Genomic DNA, 22579 nt, shown 5'->3' with positions numbered 1-22579 from the left:
CTCCGCGACGGCACCCTCTATCAAGCTCCGATCCCGATCGCCGCTTGACGAGAACCATAGGGACACCCCCCAATCGATGACTCTCGAGCCGCTTCCGTGTGAGAAATATCTTGAGGACCGACGTCATAGTTCACCCCATCGTGCATCTCTATAAGCAGGGAACCCCGCACTGCCCCGAAAACTGTGCGGGGTTCCCGCCTGCTCAGGACGCCGGGTCCCGACAGGCTGGACATCCACCAGGCAGGGCATCCACCAGGCAGGGCATCCGCCCGATTCGACAGGCTGGATCACCGGTCGCCTCGACCACCGATCGACCCGTGAGGCTCGCGTCAGCTGGTGCGACTCCCGAAGGCCACAGCCGCCGTCGACGCGGCGGCCCCCGCCGCGAGGGCGAACAACCCGCCCAGCGCACCCCAGCGGGACTTGCCGCTGAGGGCATCCACGGATGGCTTGCCCGGGCCATCCGTCGCGAGCGCGACGACGCTCGCGATGAGCACAGCGTTGTATTCGTAGCCACCCGATGCGTTCCACACGCCGTTCTTCCAGTGCACCTTGCGGATCGCGGTGAGCATCACCGAGGTGAGCGCAGCAGCAGCCACCGGCGTCGCGGCGCCGAGCGCGATCGCTGCTCCCCCGGCGGTCTCAGACACACCAGCCGCAATGGCATGCGTGCGGGGCGGTTGCATGTCGAGACTCTCCATCATCTGCTCCGTGCCCTCGAGTCCCGGGCCGTCGAACGACCCCTTGAGCTTCTGCAGGCCGTGGCCGACGAAGAGTCCGCCGACGACCAGTCTCACGATGACTTTGCCGAGATCCATCTGGTCCTCCCTGCGATGTAAGCCGAACGGTTCGCATGTTACGCGTGGTTCCCCGGTCCGACGAGGGCCAGTGCGGGTCGAGTGTCGGGTCGAATGTCGGGGCGGGCAGCCGTCGTTCGCGAGCGCTCGCGAACGACGGGTCCGGGTTCAGGCAGGGGCGAGAGGCGAGGTCAGCCGGGGTGCCGCGGCGACACTCTGCACGAACTGCTGCAACCGCGCATACACTTCTCGCGACTGCGGAAGAGCCGGGTTCTGCTGCCAGGTGTGCCGCACGTTCGGTGTGCGCCGGTTGTAGATGAGTGTGTCCGTGGGAATCGCATGCGCACGCAGTCGCTCGATGAAGTTGAGGTTCGCGCGATAGAAGAAGTCGCGCTCAGAGGTCGACACGAACACCGAGGGGAACCCGGCGGCCAACCACTCGATCGGAGACAGCCAACGGGCGCCGTGGCGGATCGACTGCCCGCGGCCGCGTTTCGGCAGCAGCATCGGCACAAAGCCGCGCAGCGGTGACACGCTTCTGCCTTGAAACACGGTGAAGTCGACGGCGCTGCAGTGCTGCACCAGCCCGCGCACCGCGCCCGGCGCGAGCACCGGCTGCAGGCCGTAGTGCGACGCGAGCTCATCTGAACGCTCGACGCTGGCCGCGAGCGCGGCGATCTGCCCGCCTGCGGAGTCACCACCGAGCACAATACGATCGGGGTCACCGCCGTACTCCGCGATGGAACGACGCACCCAGGTGAGGGCGGCAGAAGCATCGTGCATGATGTGCCGCATCTGAAAACGCGGCGCCATACGGTAGTTCACGTTGACGACGACCATGCCGGACCGGGCCTGCTCGGCACAGTATGTCGTGAGCGGGTCCTTGTCGCCCGAGGTCCAGCCGCCGCCGTGAAAATAGACGTACACCGGCAGCCCGGATGCCTCTGGTGCGGTGGGTTCGCGGGCCACACCCTGTGCACCACGAGGCAGCTCGCCGCCTCTCTCTGCAGCCGGACCCTGCGCGCCACGATCCCGTTCACCGCGACTATGCGCACGCGTCGGACTGTGCGCATCCGTCGGCGCAAGCACGTCGAGGCGATGCGCTCGGATGCCGTCACCGACGAAGTCGACATCGCGGGTTCTGGAGACGCCGGGCACCGGCTCCGCGTTGAACTCCGCGAGTTCGCGCACAGTGGCGCGAGCCATCATCTGCTGCCACACCCACACGGGTACATGGCCGAAAAACCTGTCGAAGCCATCGAGCACGCCGGGGCGCGGCAGGGTGGCGGGTGAAGCTGTCATTAGCTGACGGTACCTCGGCGATATCCGGATTGGCTGGGCTCCCGGTGGGCGGCAGCTGAGTGGAGCGGCTTGTGTGCACAACTTCGGAGATTCCTTGCGAAAACGGGTCTGTGCCCCTCGCGGGCGCGGCTCTGCTCCAATCCTCCGAAGTTGTGCACCCCGATGCGCGCCGAGGCTCTGCTCACTCATCACCAGGACTACCGACGACGTCGAATGCGTCCACCTCGCGCGTGGTCACGGTCGTCGGAGTCTCGAGGTGCACGGCGCCGCTCGGCAGGATGCCCGCACCTCCGAATCGTGCCATCACATTCCACTGGGCTGTCACGTCTTCACCCACGTGGCCGTGCGGCAGCTCACGCCAGAAACCGAATCCACCGCATTCGATGAGCGCACTGCGCCGATAGAGCACACAGGCGCCGACCCACGCGATTCGATACGCCATCCATTCACCCGGCGCGAGGTCGTGATGCGCCGCCTCGTGGGCGAGGTTCGCCGCGTTGTGCAGCCGCCAACGCTCGAACTCGAGTGCGGATCGACCGATGATCTCGGGTTCGACGGCTCCCGCCCACGGCGAGAACTGCTCGCGCTCATGCGGCCGGTCGTCGTCGAGATACGACAACCCCTGCACGGCGTTGCCCACGAGACCGCAGCCGAGTTCGTCGAGGGCCACAGACATCCGCTCGAGTGCCCCGGGTTCGAGCCAGACGTCGTCGTCGAGAAACAGCACCTGCTCTGCGCTCGACTGCTCGAGCAGGAACTGACGATGCTCGGCAAGACCCCTTCGGGGGAGGTGACGCAGCTCGACGACATCACGGCCCTCTGCCCGAAGTGCGCGGATCATCGCCTGGATCGAGGGCTCGGCGCTCACGATTCCGTCGTCGGACTGATCGCTGATCACCACACGAAACGGCGGATCGTTCTGCGCGGCGAGCCCCCCGAGGGTCACCGCGAGCTCAGACCGGCGCCCGGCTGTGGGAATCAGCACGTCGATCGCCGGGACCACCCGGCGCACCGGCAGCGCCCATTCGGCCGACCAGCGCCTGCTGCCCGTCGAACCGGGCGCACGTCGTCCGCGCACGACTCCTGGCCCGGCGCCGGCATACCCGGCACCATCACTCCGCTGGGCGCCACCGGTCACGAGCGCCGGTCCGGCCTCTCTGCCGCCTCCGGCCTCGGTGCGGTGTTGCGGATGCGCGTGACCACCTCGGTCGTCGAGTGCGAGGGAACGTATCCGACCATCCGCACCTCGCCACCGTACCCCGTGACCACCGCCGTCTCTGTGAGCATCTCCGGGGTGTAGTCGCCGCCCTTCACATAGACGTCTGGGCGCAGCCGCTCGAGCAGTTCCTCTGGGGTGTCTCCGTCGAAGACGGTCACATAGTCGACGCATCCGAGTGCGGCGAGCACACTCGCACGATCGGTGGCGGCGTTCACCGGACGGTCGTCGCCCTTCAGCCGCCGCACGGACTCATCGGCGTTGATCGCGACGACGAGCACGTCTCCCAGCCGCTTCGCCTGCGCGAGGTACGTGGTGTGCCCGCGGTGCAGCACGTCGAAGCATCCGTTTGTGAACACGATGCGCCTGCCGTTGTGCCGGTCGCGTGCGAGCATCTCAGCGAGGGTGTTGTGGTCGATCGCGGCGCCCGATGCTCCGAGCTGTTCCGTCACGTCGTCGAGTGTGCAGACCGATGTGCCGTAACGCTGCACAACCACATCCGCGCACACCTGGGCGAAGTCTGTGCTCACCTCGAGCGACAGCCCACACGACCGCGCCATGGTCAGCGCGGCCACGAATGTGTCACCGGCGCCGGATGCCCGTGCCTCGAGAGCAGGATGCGCGTGTGTGCGATGCGGCGCGGCATCCGCCCTCACCGTCACGGTGCCCTCGCAGTCGAGGGTGACGACCACGGCTGCCGCACCGGTGGCCGCGAGCAGCGTGTCGGCATGCGCGACGGCAACGGCGGCGCGATCCTCGCCGCGCAGAGCGTCCAGATCCGCCGCTCTGGCGGCCTCGCCCGCGTTCGGCGTGACGAGATCCGGCCGGAGCGGCGCCCACAACGCCGGGTCGTGGGCGTCGACGACGGTGAGAGGCGCACGACGCCGCTTGCCAGACACGAGCGCGTCGAATACGGGTCCGTAGAGCGCGCCGAAACCGTAGTCGCACACAAGCTCGGCATCGGTGGCCGGCGACGACTCGATCCGCTCGGCGAGCCGGTCGAGGTCGACAGGGTCGGCAGAGGCGGTCTGCCCCTCGTCGATGCGCACAAGCACGTGGTCGTCGCTGACGATGCGGGTTTTGGTGATGGTGCTCATGCGGGCGGTGCGCACCACACCCGAGACGTCGACGCCCGCCTCGGTCAGGATCTCGAGCAGATGCGCGCCGGCGTCGTCGTCTCCGACGAGGCCGACCAGACGCACCCGGGCGCCGAGAGCGGCCAGGTTCATGGCGGTGTTCGCAGCGCCGCCGGGTGAATAGACGCGTTCGGCGACGTCGACCACCGGCGCAGGAGCCTCACGGCTGACCCTCTCGGTGTGTCCCTTCCACCATCCGTCGAGAATCAGGTCGCCGATCACGGTGATCGTCGGCGCGAGGCGCGGCAGTTGCTCGACGAGCTCGGGGGTGACGGCGGTCGCCGTCGACAGATCGTGGTGTGCCGGCTCGGTCGATGCCAGGTTGGGGCGCTGTGTCATCGAGGTCATCGTGGCAGCCCCATGTGCACAACCTTTGTGGTGGTCATCTCGTCGAGCAGCTCCGGACCGTAACCGAAACCCGACCCGCTCCTGCGCCGCGGCTGGGCCGACCCGCCCGGCGCGCCGCCGAACACGTTGTTGATCTTCACGGTGCCCACCTGCAGCTCGGCGGCAGCGCGGTGGGCGTGCTCCATCGATCCGGTCAGCACACTCGCGCTCAGCCCGTATTCATCGGACGAGGCGGCGATCAGCCCCTCGCCGAAGCCGTCGACCACCTGGATCGGCGCGATCGGGCCGAACGTCTCGGTGTTCATCACCGGCATGCCGGGTGTGCAGGCGGTGAGCACGGTGGCGGGGTAATACGTGCCCGGCCGGTCGGGCAGATCACCGCCGATCTCGCACACGGCACCCAACTCGATCGACGCGAGCACGGACGCGTGCACGGAATCACGCTGGCCGGCGTCGACGAGCGGACCGAGGGCATCCGTTTCGGTGAGCTGCCTGGCTTGCCCGATGAGTGCCCCGGTGAAGCGCTCTGCGATGCGGCGGTGCACGAAGATCCGCTCGACAGACGTGCAGATCTGCCCGGTGTTGGTGAACGCCCCGATGGCGGCCTGCTCGGCCGCCCACTCGGGGTCGACGTCGTCATCGACGATCAGCGCGTCGTTGCCGCCGTTCTCACGGATGACGTGGGCGCCGGTCAGAGCCGCGGCCCTGGCGATCGATTCACCGGTCGCGCTCGAGCCGACGTGCGCGATCACGTCGACGCCCGCGCTGCCCGAGAGCACGGCGCCGAGCTCGCCGTCACCGGTCAGGGTGATGAGCACGTCGTGCGGCAGGTGCTCGGCCAGGACCTCACCGAGCAGCAGTCCGACGTGGGGGCATTTCTCGCTCGGTTTGTAGACGACGGAGTTTCCGCTGACGAGAGCGGCACCGAGGATGCCGGCGGCCACGGCGACCGGGTCGTTCCACGGTGTGAGCGCCACGACAACGCCTCGGGGCACCGGGGTGGCGTAGTCGACAGCGGTGATGCCGCCGCGCAGCTGCTTTCCGCGGTGCAGAGGCCCGAGCTCGGCGTACTGAAGAAGGGTGTCGACGCCCGCTCGCACACCCCCGAGCGCCTGGTCGAACAGCTTGCCGGTCTCGCGCTCATTGAGCGCCGCCACCTCGTTCTCGCGTGCGGCGAGGGCGTGCGCCGCCTGGCGAAGCCTGCTCCCGCGCTCGGCGGGGTCCGTGTGCGACCAGTGCTCGTGAGCTTGCCGGGACGCCGCGAGGATGCCGGTGATCTCGTCGGCCGACGTCACCGTGATGTCGCCGACGACGGAGTCGTCTCGCGGGTCGACGATGTGGAGGGAGGGATTGCTGTTGCCGTCCGTTCCGCCGGTGCGTCGATCGGCTGATGCGTTCTGCGCGGCACTCCGCTCGGCGGAAAGCACGTTCAGATCGGGGGCGAGGGGCTGTGATACCGACATCGATCCTCCTTGCTCGTCCGCACGTTCGGCGGCTCTTCTCGCCCTGTACCCAGTTCCTCTCAGGACTACACAGCCGGGCAGAGGGTGTTATACCCGGGCGTGTCGCTCGCGTTCCACCCCGCCGCCCGTCGCACCCCATTCATCCGTCACCAACGCACCGAATGCGCGCTTATACCGTACGTTGGCGACGGCCGAACCGGTGCAGGCCGCGTCATCCGACACATTTCGTATCGGGCGGCTCGTGGGCGAATCTAGCAGCGTCTCTCACGTTTCACCTCTGAGCCGAATGGGCACTGCTTGGAGCACACCCTTCTTTCCGCTTCGACGCCACAGGAGACCGCAGGCATGCACCACGACCCCTCGCTCACTGAGCACGAGCACGACGCACCCGGCAACGCGCGCGACGCTTCCGCCACGGCGCCAGAGACGTCACCCGCCCAAGCACCCCTGACCATCGGGCCGCTGCACGAACCCTTCGCCGACGTGCGCAAGATCGCCGTGCTCAGAGGCGGCGGGCTCGGCGACCTGCTCTTCGCCCTCGCCGCCGTCGACTCCCTGGCGGGGGCATACCCACACGCACGGATCACCCTGCTCGGCACTCCCCTGCACAAAGCCCTGCTCGACGGCCGCCCGGGTTCGGTGCACCGGGTGGTCGTGCTGCCGGTCGCTTCCGGCCTGCGGGATGCCCCCGGCCAGATCGAAGACGAACAGCAGGCCGCCCGATTCATCAACGAGATGCGCGCCGAACGGTTCGACCTCGCCGTGCAGGTGCACGGCGGCGGCCGCAACTCCAATCCATTCCTGCTGCGCCTCGGCTCGCGCCACACGGTGGGTCTCAGGACCCCGGATGCCGCGCACCTCGAACGCGACATGGCCTACGTCTATTACCAGCACGAGATGCTGCGCGCACTCGAGGTCGTCGCCCTCGCCGGGGCGGCGCCCACGATGCTCGAACCCCGACTGCAGGTGACGGACGCAGAGCGAGAGACCGCAGCTGCACACGTCGACGGCGGTGCCAGGGGCCTGGTGCTCATCCATCCCGGCGCCACCGACCCCAGAAGGCGCTGGCCGGCCGATCGCTTCGCCGATGTCGCCGCACGGTTGGCCGCAGACGGCGCACAGGTCGTCGTCGTCGGCGACGAGAGTGATGTCGCAACGGCAGCCGAGATCACGGCACGTGCGCAGCAGGCCGCACCACGGGCATCCGCCGGGCTCATCTGCTCGCTTGCCGGTCGGCTCACACTGGGCGAACTCGCCGGGCTCCTCACCCACGCAGATGTTCTTGTGGGCAACGACAGCGGCCCACGCCACCTGGCGCAGGCCGTCGGAACCCGCACGGTCAGCGTCTATTGGTTCGGCAACCTCATCAACGCCGGCCCCCTGGGCAGGGCGAACCACCGCGTGCACATCGCGTGGACAACAGCCTGCCCCGTATGCGGGCGAGACAGCACCCAGGTCGGCTGGACCGCCGAACGCTGCGAGCACAACGACTCGTTCGTCGCCGACGTCGAAGCCGGTCCTGTCTATAACGACACGGCCGAGCTCATGGCCACGAGTCTTCTTCTGCGTGGCAGATGACGAGCTCGCGCACCTCGCTCGTCTCGGGCTGACCGAGCGCGAACAGCACAGCGTTCGCAACGTTAGCGGGGTCGTTGAGCCTGGAGTCGTCTTGCGGCTTGTACTTCTCGTCGCGATCGTCGAAGAAGCGTGTCTTCATGCCGGACGGAACCAGGGTGGTCACACCGATCTGGCCCTTCGTCTCGGCCGCGAGCGCGCGCGAGAACCCCAGCACCCCGAACTTCGACGCGCAGTACGCTGTCGCGTCAGAGACGGCCTTGAGCGCGAGCGACGATGCCACGGTGACCACACGCCCGTGCGTGCGATGCAGGTGGGGCAGCGCCGCGCGCACCACGGCGACCGTGCCGAGCAGGTTCACGCCGATGACCTTCTCCCATTCCTCTGCGGGAATGTCTTCGAGACGGCCGCAGCGGTCGATCCCGGCGGCCGTCACCACCGAATCGAGCCCGCCGAGCGATTCGGCGACCTCGGCGACCACCTTCTCGACGGCTCGTGTGTCAGACACGTCGACCTGCCTCGCCTCGACGCCAGACACCTCGTCGACGTTCCGGTCGAGAACAACTGGTGTTCCGCCCGCGTCGAGAACCGCCTGCACCACTGCGGCGCCCAGCCCAGAGCCCCCTCCCGTGACGAGCACACGGCCGATGGGTCGAGAAGTGAGTGTAGTCATTCGATCCTGTCTTTCTTGGGGTTGGTGATTATCGGATGGGACGAACCGCGGATGCGTGTGGCCGGATGCCGTTCAGCTCACCTTCGCCAGCGCAGCGGCGAGCGCGGTCGACGACCGACCCGGGTAGTACGGAACGGTCACGGCGGTTCCTCCCCACTCGGCGAGGATGGCCGCCTCAGGCAGGTCGTCTGCCACATAGTCGCCGCCCTTCACCCAGAGGTCGGGTTCGAGTCTGCGGATCACGGCCTCCGGAGTGTCTTCGTCGAACACCACCACGGCGTCGACGCACTCGAGTGCCAGCAGCAGGTCGACCCTGTCGTGCTCATTCATGATCGGCCGGCTCGCCCCTTTCAGCCGCCGCACGGAATCGTCGGAGTTGAGGCAGACGATCAGGCAGTCCCCGAGCCCCCTGGCCGCAGACAGGGCACGCGCGTGGCCCGCGTGCAGCAGGTCGAAGCATCCGCCGGTCGCCACAACGGTGCCGCCCGCCTCGCGGGTGCTGTGCACAACGGCGAGCGCATCTGACGTGTCGACGGCCAGGCGGCTGGTGTTGTCCGGTGCGGACAGCGCCGCCACACCGCCTGCCGCGAGAAACGACGCTGCGTCGGCCACGGCGTCTTCGAGGGCCTCTTCGATCGGCAGCCCGTGCGCAAGGCCGACCACAAGCGACGCGGCCAGACGATCTCCCGCCCCGCAGGGATCAGACACACGGATGCTCGGGGCCGGCACCACAAACGGAAGCCCGCCACCCGACTGTCCCCTCTCAGCCTTCTCGAGAAGCGCACCCCTCGACCCGAGGGTCACCACAACGGCTGAACACCCCCAGCGCGCGCGCAGTTGCGCGGCGGCCTGGGCGGCGGCGCGCGCATCGGGAATCGCCAGGTGGGTCGCCTTCTCGGCTTCGGGAGTGTTCGGGGTCGCCGCCCACGTCGAGTGCACCGGCACGGCGCCGTTCGGATGCGGGTCCCACACCAGCGGCGCCCGTTGGCCGAACCCGGTGAGCGCCTGCCGCAGAGCGGCGTTCTCGGTGAGCGCACGGCCGTAGTCGGCGACGATCACGGCATCGGCCGTGTCGACGGCGTCGAGCATCTCTGCCGAGACCTCTGGCACACCCGGCCTGTCGCAGCCCTCGTCGATGCGGGCGACGGACTGCCCTGCGGCACGGAGTCTCGTCTTCACGGGTGTCGGCGCACCGCTCCGGCAGCTGACCATCGTGACGCCGTCGAGGGCCTGGCGAAGCTCACCGGCGGACGCGTCGTCGGACAGGGCCGTGACGAGCGTGACGTCGTGGCCGTCACGAGCGAGCATCGACGCGACGAGGCCCGCCCCGCCCGCGCGACGCTCTGCCGAGCGCACGTCGACGACCGGCACCGGGGCATCCGGACTCAGGCGTTCCGCGGTGCCGACGAGGTCGACGTCGAGCAGCACGTCTCCGACAACGGTGATTCTCATGACTCGCCTCCGTCCAGAAGCTGGATCTGCCGGTCGAACGCGCGGCAGATCGTGTGCACGGCAACCAGCTGCGCCTCTTGCACGTTCGCCGAGATGCCAGGCAGAGCGATCTGGTCGTCGCATTCCTCTGTGAGCGGGTTCGGGCCCTGCCCGGTGAGCGACCAGGTGAGCACTCCCCCGTCGCGTGCCGCGCGTGCGGCCTCGATCAGGTTGGCGCTTTTGCCGCTCGTCGAGAGCAGCAGCAGCAGGTCACCCGGCCGTGCGTGACCGCGCACCTGTCTCGCGAAGACCTGGTCGAAGCCGTAGTCGTTGCCGATCGCCGTCATCGCCGACGTGTCGCCGTGCAGCGCGATGGCCGAGAAGGCGCGGCGCTCACCGTCGAAACGGCCCACGAGCTCTGCCGTGAAGTGCTGTGCCTCGGCGGCGGAACCTCCGTTCCCCGCGGCGAACGCGCGTGCTCCCCCGTGCAGGCGCCTCGCGAGCTCTTGCCCCCACGCGGCGAGGCGCCCGGACTCCGACCGCAGCGCCTCGAGCACCGGAGTGAGCGCGGCGAGGTGGTTCTCGACGAGGCCCAGTGGTGTCGTCACCTTCACCTCGACACCCCCTTCGCGGTCTGCTCGGGCACCGACTGCGCGGCACGCGCTATCGACTTGCGGTAGGCCCTGTCGGTCTCGGCGGCCACCTGGCTCCACGAGAATCGCGATTCCATCCGTTCACGGCCGGCACGGGCGAATGCCCGCCGCCGTTCGGGGTCGTCGAGCAGCGAGCCGAGTGCAGAGGCGACGGCCTCTGGATCTCTCGGCGGAACGTGCACCCCCGTGACCCCGTCGACGACGGTGTCGATCAGGCCGCCGACGGAGCTCGCGATGACCGGTGTGCCGCACGCCATCGCCTCGAGCGGAACGATCCCGAACGGTTCGTACCACGGGGTGCACACCACGGCATCCGCCGACCGCAGCACGGCGGGCATGTCTTCGGGAGCGACCTGCCCGCGCAGGCTCACGCGGTCGGCGACGCCGCGCTCTCGTGCCAGCGCACGAAGCCGCTGCGCTTCGGGGTCGTCGCTCAGCCGGTCTGCGCCGCCGGCGCCGCCGACCACCACCAGCTCGACGTCGTGCCGCCCCTCGCCGGCCAGACGGGCGACGGCCTCGATCGCGAGGCCCATACCCTTGCGCTTGACCAGGCGGCCGACGGTGACGATGCGAAACGGCCTGCCCTTCTCTTCTGCAGGACCGCCTGGTGTGAACGTGCCGAGGTCGACACCGCACGGCACAACGGAGATGCCGCCCGGAGGCACCCCGAGCGTCTTCAGCTCGAACGCCTCGTCTGAGCAAGTGGCGATGACGCCGTCTGCGTTCCGCCCCACCCACGGTTCGAGCCACTCGCGCTCGGCGGGACTGGTGTCTTCTGCCCCCTGGTGCCTGCGCTTCACCACGCCGAGCGCGTGGAACGTGTGTACCACGGGAGGGCGACCGGCCGACCGGTGGGCGGCATCGAGCGCGGCGACACCAGACATCCAGAAGTGGCTGTGCACGATGTCCGGCCGTGTGCGCTCCCAGTCGGCGACGAGCCCATCGGCCAGCGACGGCATAAACGGAAGCAGCTCGTCTTTCGGCACCTGCTCCGCGGGCCCCGCGTCGATATGCACAACCTCCACCCCCGGGGCGAACGGCACCCGTTCGTCGAGCGAGGCGTCGTCTCGGCGTGTGTACACGGTGACGTCGTGGCCGCGCGCGGCGAGCTCCTTCGACAGTGCGGCGACGTGCACGTTCTGGCCGCCGGCATCCACCCCGCCGATGGTGGCGAGCGGACTTGCGTGTTCTGAAACCATGGCGATTCTCATCTGAGCGTCCTTTCCAATGAGCCGGCGGTGCCGTCTGCGGTGCTGTCGGGCGAGTCGTCCGGCGGTGTGGCCCTCATACGGTGCGAGCGCCGACGATGGGCGGTGACGACGTCGTCGATCACGTCGTCCCATCGCGCAAGGAACCTCTCGAGTCCGTATCGTTCGCGCGCGACCTCACGTGCCACCCGCCCCCGTGACCGTGCCTCACCCGCGTCGAGGGCGAGCATCCGCGCCTGTCGCACCAGTTCGTCGACGTCAGACGAGATCGCCCCGGCCTCGGGCGGAACAGCACGTGTAGCCTCTGTCGTCGCCAGCACCACAACGGGCATGGCCAGATGCATCGCTTCGAGCAGGGCGAGTCCGAGCGACGTCCAGCGCAGCGGATGCAGATACACCCGGCACCCCGAGAGCCGGCTGTGCAGGCGGCGGGTGCGCAGGTTGCCGCCGAGGATGAGCTGCCGGTCGTTCAGCCCGGTCGCCTGCGGCAGCAGCTCGGTGGCGATGCCGAACGCCTCGATCGGCGCGGCCTCGGCGAACGCGGGCAGCAGGTCGGTGCCGGTGACTCGCCATCGCCTGACCGGTTCGTTGATGACGGTGCCCAGATGAGCGCGCTCACCGGTGTAGAGGGCACCGGGGTCGGCGACTCCGTGCTCGATCACCACGGTGGGCGCCTCGCCGGCGTCCCACATCAGCTGGTTGAAAAAGGTGACGTGCGCGATGGTGATGTCGCTGCGATCGGCAAGCGGATGCCTCTGGTTCGGCACCCCCTCTTTCGGGGTGTTGTGCTCGACGAAGACCGCCGGAACCTCTGCCCCCACCCGCCGCCCGAGCAGACGTTCGGCTTCTGCGATCTCTTCTGGCCGCTGCAGCACCACCAGGTCGACGTCTTCGTCACGCACACTACCGGGGTCGACCTCGCGCACAGAGGCGGGCCACGGCATCCCGGTGCCACCGACCCCCCTCGCCTCTGACGGCGGGGTCGGCACCAGGTAGTCGTGGTCCCCACGCACAAAACCGTCCATCCAGCCGCCGTGCACGTGCCACACCAGGATTCTCACGCGTGCGCCCCCTCTGTCGCTTGTTGTGTGTCCGTCCGCGCCGTCTCTGCTCGGTTTTCGGGCTCTGCTCGGTTTTCGGGCTCGGCTCGTTCTTCTGGCGCTGCTCGTTCGTGCCGCGCGGCTGTGGCGTTCGACGTTCTCTCGATCAGCCGCAGGCACGCGGCAAGAGCCTCTTCCGCCGTGACCCTCGCCAGGCACGGATGCCCCTCGGCCGGGCAGTCGCGCGCACGCGAGTTCGCGCACGCGGCGCCCTGGTCGCCGAGCAGTTCGACGGCCGTGCGGTATGGAGCCCAGCGGACGGCGGGCACCACCGGCGAGAAGAGGCTCACCACCGGGGCACGCACGGCGGCTGCCAGGTGGGCAGGGCCGGTGTTGCCGGTGACCACGGCGAGCGCACGACTGAGAACACCAGACAGGCCGTGCAGGTCGGTGCGGCCTCCGAGATCGAGCGCTGTGTCACCGGCCACGAACGAGGTGAGCTCGCGCTCGTCCGGACCGCCGGTCACCACGACCCGGTGGCCCTGCTCATGCAGCAGCTCGACGAGGCGCCTGGCGTTCTCGGCCGGCCACTGCCTCGCGGGCACCGACGCACCGGGATGCACAACAACGAATGGGTCCTCGCCGACGAGACCCGTGGCATCCGGAACCGGCACCACCGCCAGCCGTCCGTCATCGCCCACGGGCAGGTCGAACCCGCCCGCTCGGGCGATGGCCAGGGCGCGCTCGGCCTCTGGCTGGTCTTCGTCGAGGTCCTCACCCGGCCGCAGGCGCACGTCGAGCAGGCTTCCGGCGTGATCAACGGATGCGCCCACAATGCGCGGAACACCGAGCAGGCGCAGGGTCAGCGCGAGCGGCAGAGGCGATTGGTGGAACGAGGTCAGGATCACGGCGACGTCGGGCGGCGGACTCGTGTCGTGGCGGTGGACGGCTGCCAGGCGGGTGTCGTCGCGGTGGACGGCTGCCGGGCGGTCGTCGGCCGGGTGGTCGGTGAGGAGCGTGGCCAATGACTCCATCAGGTGGGCCGTTGCCGGTGGGGCCGGTTCGACGATCCACGGGCATTCCCAGACGAGCACACGATCGACTCCCGGCAGGAGCCGTGCGGCCGCAGCCCCTTGCGGGCCGCAGAGCATCAGCACCTCGTCGACGTCTGGCGACGCCGCGACGGCACGCACGGCGGGGCCGGCGAGCAGCACGTCTCCCGCGCTGTCGAGGCGTGCGACAACCGCACGGCGCGTCACGAGTGTGCCTCCGTGCCGGCGACGGCGTCCGGCCGAGTGCCGGTGTGGGTGGCGGTCTCTGTGTGGGTGGCGGCCGCCTCGGCGTTGTGCTCGTTGTCGGGCCTCGCCCCGGGGTCGAGGTCACGCGCGGCGTCCAGTCCGCCGAACAGCAGCTCCACGGCACCGGCCAGGTCGCTGGCGACGAGTTCCGCATCGCGGATCTCCTCGGGTCGGGTGGCCCCCGTCGGCACCAGCACACCCGTCGCCCCCGCGGCCTCGGCGGCGAGAACGTCTGCGGCGATGTCGCCGATCACCGCGACCTCGGCCGGGTCGACCCCGAGCGTGCGAGCCGCCTCGAGAACCATGCCGGGCCGTGGTTTTCGGCACGGGCATCCGTCTGCCTCACCATGCGGGCACATGCACCACACGTCGAAAGGACCGACGCTCCTGTTGACGCGCCTGTTGACGGCGTCCACCTGCTCACGGGTGATGAGCCCCCGCGCGATGCCGGACTGATTGCTCACGACACCGACCGGGATCCCCCGGGCCCGCAGCATCCGCACGGTGTGCCTGGCCGTCGGCATCGCGACCACACGGCTCGGATCGCCGTTGTAGGGCACGTCGACGACGAGAGTGCCGTCCCTGTCGAACAGCACAGCCCGCGGTGAGCGTGAGAAGGTCATAAAACTGCTGTTCCCCACGAGCAGAAGAAGTAAACATCCGTTGTGCGACTGCTCAGTTCGCCGCTCAGTTTCGTGCCGATTGCGGATATCTGTCGTTCCGCATCGAGCGCTGCAACAGAAATCCGCAACCCGCAGGTCACGTGGCTGTCACTTGCGGGTTTCGCTCAGACCCGCATGCCGTGCGCGGTCGACGGCGGGCTCGTCCGCACGCGGCCCTGCTGCCATTGTGGGAGCATGCGGATGTTCGATGAGCTTCCCCGGGACGGGGTGCCAGAGGTCCTCGCGCTGCGCGCGCTGAAACTCGGTGACCTGCTCGTCGCGGTTCCGGCGATCCGTGGCATCCGCCGGGCGAACCCGGAACATCGGCTGGTGCTCGCGATGCCGGAGTGGCTCGCGCCGATCATCGATCTGATCGGCGGCGTCGACGCCCTGCTCCCCACGCCGGGGCTCGATGCTCCGTTGCCCGTTGACCCCGGTCGCATCGACATCGCCGTGAACCTGCACGGAAACGGTCCCGAGAGCCGCGGGCTGATCGCGGCATTGCGGCCCCGCGTCGTCGTCGGCCACCGTGACAGCGGGCACAACGGGCCGGAGTGGGAAGACGGGGTGCTCGAGCGCTACCGCTGGGCCCGCTTGGTGGCAGCGCACGGGATGCCGGCGCATCCGGACGACATCGCCCTGAACACCCCCGCGGTCGCGTCCCCCGCCTCCGGCGCCACAGTGGTGCACGTCGGTGCGTTCTACGGGTCTCGGCAGTGGCCTGTTGACCGCTTCGGCGCCGTGGCGGCGGCGCTGCGGGCGAGTGGCCACACCATCGTCTTCACCGGAAGCGGACAGGAACGAGAGCGCGCCCTCGAGGTCGCAGACGCCGGCTGCTTCGACGGTTCTCACGTGTTGGCCGGCGATCTCGCCCTCGACGAGTTCGCCGCGCTGATCAGCCAGGCGAAGCTGGTCGTCTCGGCCGACACCGGTGCCGCGCACCTCGCCTCCGCCTACTCCACGCCGTCTGTTGTGCTCTTCGGCCCGGCGCCCATCGAGGAATGGGGGCCACCGGCATCCGGCCCCCACATCGCCCTCACCGACGCGGCGGTGAGACGGGGCGATACCTTCGCCGACACCCCCGACCCGGCGCTTCTCGCCGTCACCGTCGATGACGTGCTGCGAGCGGTCCGCGACCTCGGAATGCCGGCGTGAGCGAGCACGGCGGCGCGAGTGGCGACACCCTCGGTGGCGCAGTGGGGCGGGCGGATGCCGTCACCCGCCTGCTCCTCGTGCGGCACGGCATCACCGGGTGGAACCTCGAGGGACGCTACACGAGCACAACCGACATCGATCTGCACGAGAGCGCACGCCGCTCGCTCATGCCCACAGCCGAACGGCTCGCCGGCTTCTCGATCGACAGGGTGCGCTCGAGCCCGATGCGTCGCGCCGTGCAGACCGCAGAGCTTCTCATCGAACGGAGTGCGATCAATCGGCCGATCGAGATCAGCGACGACCTGCGCGAGCTCGATTTCGGGCGGTTCGAGGGGCGGAGCCGCGCCGAGATGCTGACCGGCCCGCTCGCCGAATCGTATTCGGAGTGGATGCGTGTGCACGACGGGTTCCCCGATCCGCCCGGTGGTGAATCGCTCGAGAGCGCTGTCGTGCGGGCGCGCCGTGTGCTCGACGATGCCCAGGCTCACGCCGGAACCACTCTCGTGGTGTCGCACGGGTACCTGCTGCGCATCCTCGTGGTCACCGCCGTCGACGAGTTGCCGGTGAACGCCATCCGCACGATGCCCCTCGGCAACGGCAGCGTCACAGAGCTGCGCCTCGAGCCCGACCACGGCTCGTGGCGTCTGGTATCGCACAATGCGGAGGGCGTCTTCGCCGGGTGAGGTGGCTGGACGGGTCGATGCTATGGCGGGAGCTGTGCAATGGCGGGAGCGATGCAATGGCGGGAGCTGTGCAATGGCGGGAGCTGTGTTTGAAAGCCGCCGCCGGTGGGCACAACACAACTGACACCCGCTCGTCTCACATAGGAGAAGACGCTATGAACGACCTCCCCACCGCCATTCAGATTCAGAAGTTCCTGAAGGGAGTCGACTACCCCGCGAGCAAGCAGACGATCGTCGACACCGCAGAGAAACAGGGCGCAGACGACAACGTGCTCTCAGCCCTTCGGAACATCGCCGACAAGGACTACGACGCCCCGACAGACGTCAGCAAAGAACTCGGCCAATAGCGCATCGGGTGCCCTGCTGACCGCTCCGCGGTTCGTGGCCGCTCCCCTGCTCATCTGTCCGCGGGGGGGCGTGCCCGATCAGGCGGCCGCCGCCCTCGTGCGCAACTGATTGCGCAGCTGATCGAGGATCTTGGTGAGCAGCCGTGAGACCTGCATCTGCGTCACGCCGAGCTCGGCGGCGATCTCTTGCTGGGTGCACTGTTGAAAGAAGCGCAGGTACACGATCCGCCGCTGCTGAAACGGCAGGCGACGGCAGGCGGACGCCAGCTCGACGGCCACCTCCGCCCGCTCGAATCGGTCGTCTGTGTCGGCGACCGTGTCTGCGATCGTGAGAGTCTCGTCGTCTGCGATGGGGCGATCGAGTGAGGCCGGCCGCAGACTCTCGCGAGATTCGAGAGCCTCTTTGACCAGGTCTCTCGGCTGGCCGAGCGCCTGTGCGATCTCGGTGCACGACGGCATGTGGCCGAGCTCCTGCATCAACTGCGGCACAACGCGTGCGACCTGGCCGTGCAGCTCCTGAACAGGTCTCGGCGGCCGGATGAACCATCCGTGATCGCGCAGGTGCCGTTTGATCTCCCCAGAGATCGTCGGAACAGCGTATGAGACGAAGTCGTCTCCGCACTCCGCGTCGAATCGCCTGGCCGCCTTGACGAGTCCGAGGTAAGCGACCTGCTGAATATCGTTCCAGTCCTGCGCCCCCTTCGTGTAGCGCCTGGCGATCGTCTCGGCGACACCCAGGTAATCAGAGACGATCTTGTCTTGGATGCGCCGCTGCTCTTCCGGTGATGCTTTCGCCGCTGCCTCGTACTGTTCGAGGGTGTGTGAGCGTTTGGCCGCGCGTTGTGCGGCCACAGACGTCGCGCGCTTTGGTGCTGGTGCCGACACAGGCACGGATACCGGTGCCGGCCTGGACACCGGTGCCGGCGGGAGTGCGATCGCCCGCACCTGATGGGTCACCGCAGGGGACGGGCGCGTTGCAGAAGGCCCGGTCGGGGTCGACGCCGTTGCGGGCGGACGCGTCGATGACGGCGCCGCTGCCCGGGATGGTCCCCCCGGACACATTGCTGCCCGGTCCGATTCCGGTGCGTGTGCAGACGCCGTCGCACGCGCTGTCATGCTCGTGATTCGTGTCGCCATGTGCTTTCCGTTTCCGTCAGAGCGGCATCTTCTGAGGCCGGCTTCTCCGCTCCACGGAACTGCTGCTTCTTCTCTTAATCAAGCCCTTGAAATGAGCCGTGAAGCTGGTTACAGCCCTCGACCGTCACGCTGAGAACAGATTCTGAGCAGACCCCGATGACGACGTCGCTGCCTCTTCACCATCACGACTCCGGATGGGTGTGCAGAACGTCGGAGTTTCACCGGAGAACACTCCGTTCTGCCCGGAATCGAGGCGCGGATCACGCAGGTCTCCGCAGTTGCGTCCGCCCCTCCCAGCCATCGTGGATCATCCTTCTGTTCGGGCGCAGCCGGGCGTCCTGTTCGAGCGCAGTCGGGCGTCGGTCAGCGGTTGTGCAGAACTTCGGAGTTGTGACCGCAGCGAGGCCGCTCGGCCTGCGCTCGGTGCTCTCAAGCCAGGAGTTTCCGCAGTTGTGTACGGCAGCGCAGTGGGCACTCGATACCCAGCACCCCTACGCCACAGGATCGAGCGCGTCGTAGCGACGGAACCCGCCCTGCACGCGTATGAGCAGTGCGATCAGGGCGACGATGAGTATTCCGCCGAGAAGAGGCGCGAACCAGAGCGCGGCGACTGTCGCAGCAAGCCCGACATAGAGGTCGCCGACGCGTGGCCCGCCCGTCACCACAACGGTGAAGACACCCTGCAGGCGTCCGCGCATATGGTCCGGAACAGCTGTCTGCAGCATGGTCATCCGGAATATCGCACTGATGTTGTCTGCGGCCCCGCTGCCGGCGAGCACAATCGCCGCGATGATCAGCGCAGGCAGGTTCACATCGTCTATCGATTCCGAGACGGGGTGGGCCCAGCCAGACGATGCGACGAGCAGCACGAGCCCGAATGCCGCTATGCAGAGACCGTATGCCGCGATCGACCACGCGATCGCGCGCCCCTGCCAGCGCACATGCCCGACCCGGCCCGAGAACACACTGCTCAACAGCGCACCTGTCGCACCTGCCGCGGTGAGGACGCCGACGGTCACAGGCCCGCCCCCGATGACGAGCACGCCGACCGCGGGGAAGAGCGCGTGCGGCCGGCCGAAGGTCATCGCGATGATGTCGGCGACGAACGAGGCACGGATGTTCGCGGCGCTCTTCAGGAACACGAGCCCCTCGCGCACGGACTGCAGCCCGGGCCGGTGACGCTCGCCCTCCGGCACGATCGGCGGCAGCGTCGCGATGCCGATGAACGCCGCGGTGAACAGCACCACGTCGACGGTGTAGGTCCAGCCGAATCCGACGACGGCCACGAGCACACCGGCGAGCGCGGGCCCGACGGTCACGGCGAGCCCGAAGTTGATTCCGTTCAGGGCGGATGCCGCGGGCAGCAACTCCCGCGGAAGCAGCCGCGGCAGGATCGCACTCCGCGATGTGCCGATGATCGTCGCGGCGATCGCGTTGACCGTGGTCAGGATGTAGTAGGGCGCGAGGCTTTCGACGTCGAGCCAGGCACTCACCGCGATGCCTGCCGTCGACACCCAGGCCACGATCGCCGAGGTGAGGGCGACGGTGCGCCGGTCGAAGGCATCCGCCAGCATGCCGCCGTACAACCCGGCGAGCACCATGGGCACCAGTGCCACGGTGCCCACCATGGCGACGGCGAACGTCGACCCTGTGATGTCGTAGATGTGCAGGCCGACCGCGACGATCGTCATCTGGCTGCCGATGCTCGCGATGCCGCTGCCGATCCACAGCCGTGCGAACGCGGGACTGCGCTTCAGCGGGGTCAGGTCGATGAAGTGGTTGCGCCTGGGTCTCTGTCTGGAAATCGGTGTGCCTCGACAAACGGGTGGTGAACCCATTGATCGTACAAGGTTGTGGGCACCGGCTCGGCGCCCCGCTCCGCCGGCGCGCTCACCCCCTCCCCTCGTGGCCGTGAGCCGTGAGCCGTGAACGTCCCGAAATCAGCCGAATCGACAGAAGCCGCGTTCGTCGCTGCTTTCCCGGACACCCGACACCGGACACCCGACACCGGATGCCCGCCACCGGATGCTCGACACCGGTGCTTAGACTCTGGATCATGGTGGGCAGGCGGCTTCGCATTGTGACGCAGAACATCCTCGCGCCTCACGAGGGTGGGTGGGAAGACCGTCAGCCACGGCTCGCGAGGGCACTCTCGGCGCTCGACGCCGATGTCTATGCGCTGCAAGAGGTTCCCGTCGCGTCAGACGACGCGGTGCGCACGGCCGTCGGGCTCGACGGGCACGTCCTCCGGCATTCATCGGCATCGGAGGAGGGGGTCGGAGCGGCGGTCATCAGCCGCTGGCCACTGACCCTCGCGGTCGAACTCGACGGGCACGTCACCGAACGCACGAGTGCCGAGAGCTGGTATTCCACAGTTCTGGCATACGTCGACGCCGAGCCCTGGGGCCGGCTGCTCGTTGTGCACCACAAGCCCAGCTGGCAGTACGGTTATGCACGAGAGCGGGAGCTGCAAGCGGTCGAGGCCGCTCGCCGAGCCGAGATGCTCGCCGACGGTGCCGACCATGTGATCCTGGCGGGCGATTTCGATGCCGAGCCGATGGCATCCAGCGTTCGGTTCTGGACGGGCCGGCAGTCGCTCGACGGTGTCAGCGTGGCGTATCAGGATGCCTGGGAAGCAGGCAACACCGGTGGCGGCCTGACGTTCTCACCCGAGAACCGTCTGGTCGCGCAGGGCGACATGCCGCTCGACCTCGGCAGGCGAATCGACTACGTCATGTGTCGCTGCGACGCGCACGGGCCGACTCTGAGGGCGGCGGACGCGCGCCGCGTGGGCATCGACGAACCCGGTGCAGAGCACGCCCATGCTGTCGAGCCCAGTGATCACTACGGCGTCGTCGTCGACTACGAACTGCCTTGAGTTCATCGCCCGGCGGGCGGCCGCCCCGGCCCCGGGCGCCGGCCCCCGGCGGGCGCCCGGCAGAGGCAGCCGTCCCGACGCGACGCAACGACGGCGCGGCGGTGCGGCAGTGCGACGGGCTAGAGCTTCAGCGTGATGTCGGCCGATTCGCGCAGTTCGGCGATCATGCTCTGGGCCGCTGCCGACTTCTTCTCGGTCTGAGCCTGGCCGATGAGTTCCTCTTGCACCTCTTCGAACGGCGGGATCTCGGCAGGGTCTCCGCCGGACTGCTCCTGCTGGCTGACGATGAGGTCGTAGAGGTCTCTGAGCTCCTGCTCCGTCGGCGCTGCGTCACCGACCTCGGCGACGAGCATCCGGTCGAGCTTCACCTGGATCTCGAGCTGCTCACGCACGACGTCTGCTGTCGTGCCCTGCTGTGCGACGGCCTCGAGAAACTCCGCGCCGGACGCCATGCCGCTCTCGACAGCGAGCTCTTCGAGCGAGGCATCGATGTCTTCGGCACTGACGGTGACGCCGCGCCTGTCGGCCTCCTGCACGAGCAGCTCGGTGTTGACCATGCCCTCGAGGGCCTCGGTCTTCATCTGCGCCTGGTCCGGTTCTTCACCGGCGGACTGCGCCTGCTCGAGCATGGTTTGGAACTGCGCCTTATAGACGACAGCGAAGTCCTCTTTGGTGATCTCGGTCTCGTTCACCACGGCGACAACGTCTGGCAGACCCTCGAGATCTGGTGTCGGCGTGCTCTGCCCCGTTCCGGTCTCGGCCGGGTCCGGTGTGCTGTCGCTGCAGGCGACCACTCCGAATAGTGACACCACCAGTCCGAGGCTCAGCAGTAGTCGGCTCTTTTTCATCACGCGCGCTTTCTTCTCGGTGTGCCCGGCTCGGTGTGCCCAGCTCGTTCCGCCGCGCCACACAATCGCAACGGCGGGATCGTCACGCGACGCTATCACCACAGACTGAACCTGCGGTGCACGCGCCGGTCGCATTCCGTTGCTCATCCGCGAACCTGGCGGCAGAACCTCGCACCACTGCTCTCGGCGACGCTCTCGCAACGTGCCGTTTCAGGCCGGGCTCCGAGTTCAGGTGATGACCACACGTGAGATCTTCGGACCCACGGTTCTGACCGTGAGTGTTCCGACCCCGTTGAAGCCGTCGCCGGAGACCAGAACGGTCACCACGTAGTCGTCGTCGATCCGCTCGAGGTTCTGCACCACGAACTGCGAGCTCACGCCGATGTTGTCTGTCTCGTTCCAGCGGGCGATGCCCTCTTTGCCGTGGAACTCCCGCCCCCAGTCGTCGAGAAAGGCGTCGTCGGTGAACACGTCGAGAAAGGCGTCGGTGTCACCCGCGTTCGTTGTGTCGATGAAGGTCTGCAGGGGCGCCGGAAGGTGGGGTTCCATGGTCATCCGATCGGATGGTCGTGCGTGCGTACGCCACGAACTCTAGTGCGATCGGTGCCGGTCGGCAATGGTGAGAACGCGCACGACCGATTCGTGAGTGCCCGGTCGGCCACGGCATCCGGATGTCGGTGGTCGCGGTTACCGTGGCGTCAACCGGGCACGCGACACGTGGGCATCGCA

Annotated in this window: 21 protein-coding genes; 5 read left to right on the top strand and 16 right to left on the bottom strand. The window is 68.3% G+C overall.

Annotated features, from left to right (window positions below):
* Nucleotides 1-329: 329 nt before the first annotated feature.
* The 5 genes from ACYVF5_RS13235 to ACYVF5_RS13215 form a co-directional block, all read right to left on the bottom strand.
* The gene (locus ACYVF5_RS13235) at nt 330-818 is read right to left on the bottom strand and encodes a DoxX family protein (protein WP_460947151.1); all 489 of its coding nucleotides are present in this window, start codon (nt 816-818) and stop codon (nt 330-332) included.
* A gap of 147 nt (nt 819-965) precedes the next feature.
* Complete coding sequence (locus tag ACYVF5_RS13230) at nt 966-2099, bottom strand: alpha/beta hydrolase (protein WP_460947149.1); 1134 nt, start codon at nt 2097-2099, stop codon at nt 966-968.
* A gap of 181 nt (nt 2100-2280) precedes the next feature.
* Nucleotides 2281-3177, bottom strand: a complete 897-nt coding sequence (locus tag ACYVF5_RS13225) for a glycosyltransferase family 2 protein (RefSeq protein ID WP_460947147.1) — start codon at nt 3175-3177, stop codon at nt 2281-2283.
* A gap of 56 nt (nt 3178-3233) precedes the next feature.
* A complete protein-coding gene (gene rfaE2, locus ACYVF5_RS13220) occupies nt 3234-4790 on the bottom strand; it encodes a D-glycero-beta-D-manno-heptose 1-phosphate adenylyltransferase (protein WP_460947145.1) in 1557 nt (518 codons plus the stop codon).
* A 5-nt stretch (nt 4791-4795) separates the two neighbouring features.
* A complete protein-coding gene (locus ACYVF5_RS13215) occupies nt 4796-6262 on the bottom strand; it encodes an aldehyde dehydrogenase family protein (protein ID WP_460947143.1) in 1467 nt (488 codons plus the stop codon).
* Between the two features lie 345 nt (nt 6263-6607).
* Between ACYVF5_RS13215 and ACYVF5_RS13210 the strand changes: the two genes are divergently transcribed.
* Nucleotides 6608-7840: a glycosyltransferase family 9 protein gene (locus tag ACYVF5_RS13210; protein ID WP_460947141.1), complete on the top strand. Its 1233-nt coding sequence runs from the start codon at nt 6608-6610 to the stop codon at nt 7838-7840.
* Here the strand turns inward: ACYVF5_RS13210 and ACYVF5_RS13205 are convergent.
* The 7 genes from ACYVF5_RS13205 to ACYVF5_RS13175 all read right to left on the bottom strand — a co-directional run bounded on the left by ACYVF5_RS13205 (nt 7806) and on the right by ACYVF5_RS13175 (nt 14763).
* Nucleotides 7806-8510: an SDR family oxidoreductase gene (locus ACYVF5_RS13205; protein ID WP_460947139.1), complete on the bottom strand. Its 705-nt coding sequence runs from the start codon at nt 8508-8510 to the stop codon at nt 7806-7808. The two genes, ACYVF5_RS13210 and ACYVF5_RS13205, sit on opposite strands and share 35 nt — an antisense overlap.
* A 72-nt stretch (nt 8511-8582) precedes the next feature.
* On the bottom strand, nt 8583-9962 hold the full coding sequence (locus tag ACYVF5_RS13200; protein ID WP_460947137.1) for a PfkB family carbohydrate kinase: 1380 nt from the start codon (nt 9960-9962) through the stop codon (nt 8583-8585).
* Complete coding sequence (locus ACYVF5_RS13195; protein WP_460947135.1) at nt 9959-10549, bottom strand: D-sedoheptulose-7-phosphate isomerase; 591 nt, start codon at nt 10547-10549, stop codon at nt 9959-9961. Before ACYVF5_RS13195 ends, ACYVF5_RS13200 begins: the two co-directional genes overlap by 4 nt.
* Before the next feature lie 2 nt (nt 10550-10551).
* Nucleotides 10552-11805 carry a glycosyltransferase gene (locus ACYVF5_RS13190; RefSeq protein ID WP_460947133.1) on the bottom strand — a complete coding sequence of 418 codons (1254 nt, stop codon included), beginning with the start codon at nt 11803-11805 and terminating at the stop codon, nt 10552-10554.
* Nucleotides 11802-12863 (bottom strand): glycosyltransferase, encoded by a 1062-nt coding sequence (locus tag ACYVF5_RS13185; RefSeq protein ID WP_460947131.1) that lies wholly within the window; start codon nt 12861-12863, stop codon nt 11802-11804. Before ACYVF5_RS13185 ends, ACYVF5_RS13190 begins: the two co-directional genes overlap by 4 nt.
* The gene (locus tag ACYVF5_RS13180; protein ID WP_460947129.1) at nt 12860-14101 is read right to left on the bottom strand and encodes a glycosyltransferase family 9 protein; all 1242 of its coding nucleotides are present in this window, start codon (nt 14099-14101) and stop codon (nt 12860-12862) included. The genes ACYVF5_RS13185 and ACYVF5_RS13180 overlap by 4 nt, the downstream gene beginning before the upstream one ends.
* On the bottom strand, nt 14098-14763 hold the full coding sequence (locus tag ACYVF5_RS13175) for a D-glycero-alpha-D-manno-heptose-1,7-bisphosphate 7-phosphatase (protein WP_460947127.1): 666 nt from the start codon (nt 14761-14763) through the stop codon (nt 14098-14100). The genes ACYVF5_RS13180 and ACYVF5_RS13175 overlap by 4 nt, the downstream gene beginning before the upstream one ends.
* A 234-nt stretch (nt 14764-14997) precedes the next feature.
* Between ACYVF5_RS13175 and ACYVF5_RS13170 the strand changes: the two genes are divergently transcribed.
* From ACYVF5_RS13170 to ACYVF5_RS13160, 3 genes are all read left to right on the top strand, one after another.
* Nucleotides 14998-15957: a glycosyltransferase family 9 protein gene (locus ACYVF5_RS13170; RefSeq protein WP_460947125.1), complete on the top strand. Its 960-nt coding sequence runs from the start codon at nt 14998-15000 to the stop codon at nt 15955-15957.
* Nucleotides 15954-16640, top strand: coding sequence for a histidine phosphatase family protein (locus tag ACYVF5_RS13165; protein ID WP_460947123.1), 687 nt, complete (start codon nt 15954-15956; stop codon nt 16638-16640). Before ACYVF5_RS13170 ends, ACYVF5_RS13165 begins: the two co-directional genes overlap by 4 nt.
* Before the next feature lie 155 nt (nt 16641-16795).
* The gene (locus ACYVF5_RS13160; protein WP_460947121.1) at nt 16796-16987 is read left to right on the top strand and encodes a DUF2795 domain-containing protein; all 192 of its coding nucleotides are present in this window, start codon (nt 16796-16798) and stop codon (nt 16985-16987) included.
* 78 nt (nt 16988-17065) lie between these two features.
* Here ACYVF5_RS13160 and ACYVF5_RS13155 read toward each other — a convergent pair whose 3' ends face one another.
* Nucleotides 17066-17839, bottom strand: a complete 774-nt coding sequence (locus ACYVF5_RS13155) for a sigma-70 family RNA polymerase sigma factor (protein WP_460947119.1) — start codon at nt 17837-17839, stop codon at nt 17066-17068.
* 776 nt (nt 17840-18615) lie between these two features.
* Nucleotides 18616-19962, bottom strand: a complete 1347-nt coding sequence (locus ACYVF5_RS13150; RefSeq protein ID WP_460947117.1) for an MFS transporter — start codon at nt 19960-19962, stop codon at nt 18616-18618.
* A 200-nt stretch (nt 19963-20162) separates the two neighbouring features.
* On the opposite strand from ACYVF5_RS13150, the gene ACYVF5_RS13145 reads away from it, so the two are divergent.
* Entirely contained in the window at nt 20163-21002 is an 840-nt protein-coding gene (locus ACYVF5_RS13145; RefSeq protein WP_460947115.1) for an endonuclease/exonuclease/phosphatase family protein, read from the top strand.
* 119 nt (nt 21003-21121) lie between these two features.
* Here the strand turns inward: ACYVF5_RS13145 and ACYVF5_RS13140 are convergent, their stop codons facing one another.
* Complete coding sequence (locus ACYVF5_RS13140) at nt 21122-21850, bottom strand: SurA N-terminal domain-containing protein (RefSeq protein WP_460947157.1); 729 nt, start codon at nt 21848-21850, stop codon at nt 21122-21124.
* Between the two features lie 228 nt (nt 21851-22078).
* Nucleotides 22079-22405, bottom strand: coding sequence for a nuclear transport factor 2 family protein (locus ACYVF5_RS13135; RefSeq protein WP_460947113.1), 327 nt, complete (start codon nt 22403-22405; stop codon nt 22079-22081).
* Between the last annotated feature and the right edge of the window lie 174 nt (nt 22406-22579).

This window comes from Okibacterium endophyticum (assembly GCF_054780075.1).
This window is presented reverse-complemented; position numbering and strand designations above follow the sequence as displayed.

Bases quoted from the DNA above. Each gene is read 5' to 3' on its own strand.
- ACYVF5_RS13200 (WP_460947137.1), bottom strand. From the start codon at position 9,962: ATGAGAATCACCGTTGTCGGAGACGTGCTGCTCGACGTCGACCTCGTC.
- ACYVF5_RS13205 (WP_460947139.1), bottom strand. From the start codon at position 8,510: ATGACTACACTCACTTCTCGACCCATCGGCCGTGTGCTCGTCACGGGA.
- ACYVF5_RS13170 (WP_460947125.1), top strand. From the start codon at position 14,998: ATGCGGATGTTCGATGAGCTTCCCCGGGACGGGGTGCCAGAGGTCCTC.
- ACYVF5_RS13150 (WP_460947117.1), bottom strand. From the start codon at position 19,962: ATGGGTTCACCACCCGTTTGTCGAGGCACACCGATTTCCAGACAGAGA.
- ACYVF5_RS13210 (WP_460947141.1), top strand. From the start codon at position 6,608: ATGCACCACGACCCCTCGCTCACTGAGCACGAGCACGACGCACCCGGC.
- ACYVF5_RS13190 (WP_460947133.1), bottom strand. From the start codon at position 11,805: ATGAGAATCGCCATGGTTTCAGAACACGCAAGTCCGCTCGCCACCATC.
- ACYVF5_RS13175 (WP_460947127.1), bottom strand. From the start codon at position 14,763: ATGACCTTCTCACGCTCACCGCGGGCTGTGCTGTTCGACAGGGACGGC.
- ACYVF5_RS13135 (WP_460947113.1), bottom strand. From the start codon at position 22,405: ATGACCATGGAACCCCACCTTCCGGCGCCCCTGCAGACCTTCATCGAC.
- ACYVF5_RS13160 (WP_460947121.1), top strand. From the start codon at position 16,796: ATGAACGACCTCCCCACCGCCATTCAGATTCAGAAGTTCCTGAAGGGA.
- ACYVF5_RS13215 (WP_460947143.1), bottom strand. From the start codon at position 6,262: ATGTCGGTATCACAGCCCCTCGCCCCCGATCTGAACGTGCTTTCCGCC.
- ACYVF5_RS13230 (WP_460947149.1), bottom strand. From the start codon at position 2,099: ATGACAGCTTCACCCGCCACCCTGCCGCGCCCCGGCGTGCTCGATGGC.
- rfaE2 (WP_460947145.1), bottom strand. From the start codon at position 4,790: ATGACACAGCGCCCCAACCTGGCATCGACCGAGCCGGCACACCACGAT.
- ACYVF5_RS13140 (WP_460947157.1), bottom strand. From the start codon at position 21,850: ATGAAAAAGAGCCGACTACTGCTGAGCCTCGGACTGGTGGTGTCACTA.
- ACYVF5_RS13235 (WP_460947151.1), bottom strand. From the start codon at position 818: ATGGATCTCGGCAAAGTCATCGTGAGACTGGTCGTCGGCGGACTCTTC.